The organism is Roseateles sp. P5_B10 (assembly GCF_056400485.1).
Genome location: NZ_JBFULE010000500.1, coordinates 1 through 3,915, shown reverse-complemented (window position 1 = coordinate 3,915; position 3,915 = coordinate 1). Strand labels below are relative to the sequence as shown.

Genomic DNA, 3,915 nt, shown 5'->3' with positions numbered 1-3,915 from the left:
CGGAAGACGCCGTCGAACTCCAGCGCGATGCGCTTGCCCTTCGCGGACGCAGGAACAGCGAGTTCGCGCCGGTACCAGCCGACGCTGTTCTCCGGAAAAGCCCTGCCGATGGCCTTGGAGCCGTGCGTCGTGCTGCCGCGTGCGTCGAAGGGCAGTTCCACCGCCCAGTCGTGCGGCAGGTCGACGCGGCGCCACGGCCGGTCGTCGAACTCGGCCGATGCGGGGCCGTCGCCAAAGCCGGCCTTGGCGAAGAAGAAGGCCCGCGTGCTGTGGTCGAAGTCTTGCGCCGGGTCATGCGCGTGGCCGAGCGCGAAGCGCCAGCCGTCGTCGATGCGGGTGCGCTGGCGCGGGTTGTCACTGGCTGCAGCGGGCCCTGCGCACAGCGCCAGCGCAAGCAGCCAGGTGGAAAAACGGGAGAGTTTGCTCATGGCAGCTTGGCAGCGTTGACGATGAGTTCAATGACGGCGTCCTTGCGCGCGCCAGTCTTGCGGTCGAACAGGCCGCCGGTGTCCCAGTAGACGGGCACCATGCCGTGGCGCACGGCCGAGCCGGTGATGTACTCGTTCCAGTACATGCGGTAGCGGTCCATGCCTGGGTAGGCGCGCTTCATGGCGACGGCGTATTCACCCAGCACCACCGGCACGCCCTTGTCGATGAAGGCGGCCTTCAGCGCCTGGAAGGCGGCATCGACCTGGGGCTCGTTGGCCCAGGTCACGGTGGCGGCAGGGTCGGTGGCGATCTTGCCCCACTGCCAGATCTTGCTCTTGTCGTCGATGGTGAAGGGGAAGGGGTCGTAGTAGTGCACTTCCATCATCAGCCGTGCGGGCACGGTGTCGGCGGGCAGCTTGGCGTTGCATCCCAGTGCATCGATGTGACTCGTGTTGTAGGACTGCACGATGAGGTGGCGCTTGGCGTTATTGCCGCCGGTGGCGCGCACGGTGTTGACGAAGGTCTGGTTGAAGCTGTTCTGCACCGTGCAGTTTTCGGGCGTGGGCCGGCCGTATTCCTTCTCGATGTGCACTTCGTTCGTGCCGGCGAACAGCAGGTGGTCGTCGTAGCCCTCAAAGTTCTTGGCGATCTGGGTCCAGAACTTCGTCAACCTGGCATTGACCTCGGCCTGCTTGGCGTAAGTGGGGTGGTCCGCCCAGCCGCCGTCCCAATGGGTGTTGAGCAGCACGTACAGCCCGGCCTTGCGGGCGTAGTCCACCACCTGCGTGACGCGGGCCATCCAGGCGGGGCTGATGTTGCCGTTGGCATCGGCGTACTGGTTCCAGGCCACCGGGATGCGCACGGTGTTGAAGCCGGCTGCTTTGAAGGCGTTCATCACCACCTGGTTGGCGGGTGGGTTGCCCCAGGCGGTTTCGCTCGGTACGGCATCGAGCGTATTGCCCAGGTTCAGGCCGGGCGACATCTCACGGGAGAGCTGCAGGCTGGTCAATTCGCGCATGCCGGTGCCGTCGGCGGCGCAAGCCGCAAACGCGCAGGCCAGCCCGAGGGGCAGCAGAAGCGTCGAAAGAATGGTCTTCATGGGTTTCTCAGTGAACATCGGCGACGGCGTATCCGTCTTCAGCGCAAGGGTTCCAGGATCACCGCGGCGCCGCCGCGATGACCAGGTTCAGCTTCATGCCAGCCCTGCGCCGCGGATCTTCAGCGCCACGGCCGGCGTGCCGGCGAGGCCCTCGGGCAGCTTCACCTCCAGCCCCTTGCGGCTGCGCGTGAAGGCCAGGCTGTCCGTCGAGCCCAGCACCTCCACGCGCTCGATGGCACCCGGCGCCAGCGCCGAGTCCTGTGCCAGCGCCTGGATGCGCAGCAGGCCACCCTTGGGCCAGCCCAGTGCGATGGCGTAGAGGGCGCCGCCCTTGGTCGTGAAGCGGATGTCCTCGGCGCCGAAGTGCGCCTTGCCTTCGCTGAACATGCCGCCGCCCACGCGGGTCGGGCCTTCGCCGAAGCTGCGCCAGGGCCGTGTGCCGTGGATGGCCTCGCCATTGCGGCCCATCCACTCGGCCATCTGCTCGAGGAAGCGGCGCTCGTCGGCATCGATGCTGCCGTCACCGCGCACGGGGATGGACAGCAGCAGGTTGCCGTTCTTGGAGACGATGTCGCACAGGCTGTGGATGACGCTGGCGGCCGACTTGTAGCTGTGGTTGTTGAACACGCCACGGTTGTAGTGCCAGTCGCCGATGCAGGTGTCGGTCTGCCAGGGCAGCGGCTCGATGCCTTCGCGCTGGCCGCGCTCGACGTCCTCGACGACACCGGCACGGCGCTCGGGCGGCAGCACCTTGGCATTGACAACGGCCTCCAGCTTGCCGCCGTGCCAGGCCATGCTGGCGTTGTAGTAGTGCGCCGTGATGTCCAGCCCGGCCTGGCCCAGGGGCAGGCCGGAGTTGTCGAAATAGACGAGGTCGGGTCGGTAGCTGTCGATGAGGTCGCGGCAGCGCAGGAACCACTGGCGGGTGAACGCCGGGTTGTGCGGCGGCGCCTTCTCGTCCCAGACGCGGTCGTTCTGCTCATGCCACTCGTTGGCCGTGCGGATGGTGTTGATGCCGTCGGGCATGACCATGTTGCGGCCGGTGTAGAGGTCTTGCGGATCCAGGCCTTCCCACCAGGTGCCCTTGCCGTCAGCCTTGGTCAAGCGGTAGGCGTCGTAGCGCTGGCCGGCCAGCGGGCCTTCGGGGTCGTAGCCGTAGGCCGTCTGCAGCCAGTGCCAGGCATGCGCCGAATGGTTGCTGACGCCAAAGCGCAGGCCCTTGGCACGCGCCACCTTGGCCCATTCGCCGACGAGGTCGCGCTTGGGGCCGACGCGCACTGAGTTCCAGCCGTGGTACTTGGAATCGTAGGCGTCGAAGTTGTCGTGATGGTTGGCCAGCGCGACGAAATACTTGGCGCCGGCCTTGGCGTAGAGGTCCATCAGGGCCTCGGGCTCCCAGGCCTCGGCCTTCCAGCGGTTCTGCATCTCCATGAAGCCGACCTTGGTCGGGTGGCCATAGGTGCGCACGTGGTGGTCGTACTGCCAGTTGCCCTGGGTGTACATCTGGCGGGCGTACCAGTCGCCCATCTCGGGCACGCACTGAGCGCTCCAGTGCGCCCAGATGCCGAACTTTGCGTCGCGGAACCAGTCCGGTGTGCGGTAGCCCTCGACGAGGGAGTCCCAGGTGGGCTTGAACGGGGCGGGCGCAGCCTGCGCCGCGGGCAGGCCGGTGGCGCCAGCGGCAGCGGTGGCGGCCTGAAGGAAGGAGCGGCGGGTCGGGAGATGTGCGGACATGGCGGTGTCAGATGTGGAGATGGGCATGGCGCGCCGAAGCACGCCATGCCCGTTTTGCGATGCCGGCCCTGTGGTTGCCGGTGGGGACGTTTACTTTGTAGCGTCGACCAGGGCCTTGATCAGGTCAGGCAGGCGCGGCGCACCGGTGTCAGCCATGCCGCTGCCACAGCCCTGGGCGTGAGCCAGCGCGGGCAGCGCTGACCACAAGCACAGGCCCTTCAATAACTTGGACTTCATGGATCAACCTTTCTCTTGCGGAAATGCTCGGCGCGAATGTCTCCGTCGCGCTCGGGCTTTGGGAGGGATCTCAGGGCTCGGGCCCGATGCCGTTGTAGCTGAAGCGGCGCAGGCGCACCTCGCCCTCGCCGGCGGCGAACAGCGCCGGCCGCAGGCTTGCAAGGCTGCCGGCGGCGGTCTGGTGCAGGGCTGAAACCTCAGTGAGCCACGGGTTGCAGGTCCAGGGACCGTCGCCGATCGCGTGCTCGAAGGTCACGAGGTGGCGGCGGTTCGTCACGCGCAGGCGGTGATGCTGCCCTTGCACGGCCTGCCGCATCCAGCCGTGGCGCTGGCCATAGCTGTAGGTGTGCATCTGGCCGTCGCCGATGCCCACGCCGACGAAGCCGCGCGCGTCATGGAAGAGAGCCAGCCCACCC

Annotated in this window: 3 protein-coding genes and 2 pseudogenes; all 5 read right to left on the bottom strand. The window is 67.2% G+C overall.

Annotation, left to right across the window (positions count from 1 at the left end):
• Positions 1–428: pseudogene (locus AC1DU6_RS22705) on the bottom strand (hypothetical protein); the annotation flags it as partial.
• On the bottom strand, positions 425–1,528 hold the full coding sequence (locus AC1DU6_RS22700) for a glycoside hydrolase family 5 protein (protein ID WP_457356515.1): 1,104 nt from the start codon (positions 1,526–1,528) through the stop codon (positions 425–427). The pseudogene AC1DU6_RS22705 and the gene AC1DU6_RS22700, both read right to left, overlap by 4 nt.
• 93 nt (positions 1,529–1,621) lie before the next feature.
• Positions 1,622–3,262 carry an alpha-L-fucosidase gene (locus AC1DU6_RS22695; RefSeq protein ID WP_457356516.1) on the bottom strand — a complete coding sequence of 547 codons (1,641 nt, stop codon included), beginning with the start codon at positions 3,260–3,262 and terminating at the stop codon, positions 1,622–1,624.
• A 90-nt stretch (positions 3,263–3,352) separates the two neighbouring features.
• A complete protein-coding gene (locus AC1DU6_RS22690; protein ID WP_457356517.1) occupies positions 3,353–3,499 on the bottom strand; it encodes a hypothetical protein in 147 nt (48 codons plus the stop codon).
• Between the two features lie 70 nt (positions 3,500–3,569).
• Positions 3,570–3,915 (bottom strand): annotated as a pseudogene (locus AC1DU6_RS22685) (family 43 glycosylhydrolase); the annotation flags it as partial.

Coding starts and splice junctions, on each gene's coding strand:
- AC1DU6_RS22700 (WP_457356515.1), bottom strand. CDS start 1,528: ATGAAGACCATTCTTTCGACGCTTCTGCTGCCCCTCGGGCTGGCCTGC.
- AC1DU6_RS22695 (WP_457356516.1), bottom strand. CDS start 3,262: ATGTCCGCACATCTCCCGACCCGCCGCTCCTTCCTTCAGGCCGCCACC.
- AC1DU6_RS22690 (WP_457356517.1), bottom strand. CDS start 3,499: ATGAAGTCCAAGTTATTGAAGGGCCTGTGCTTGTGGTCAGCGCTGCCC.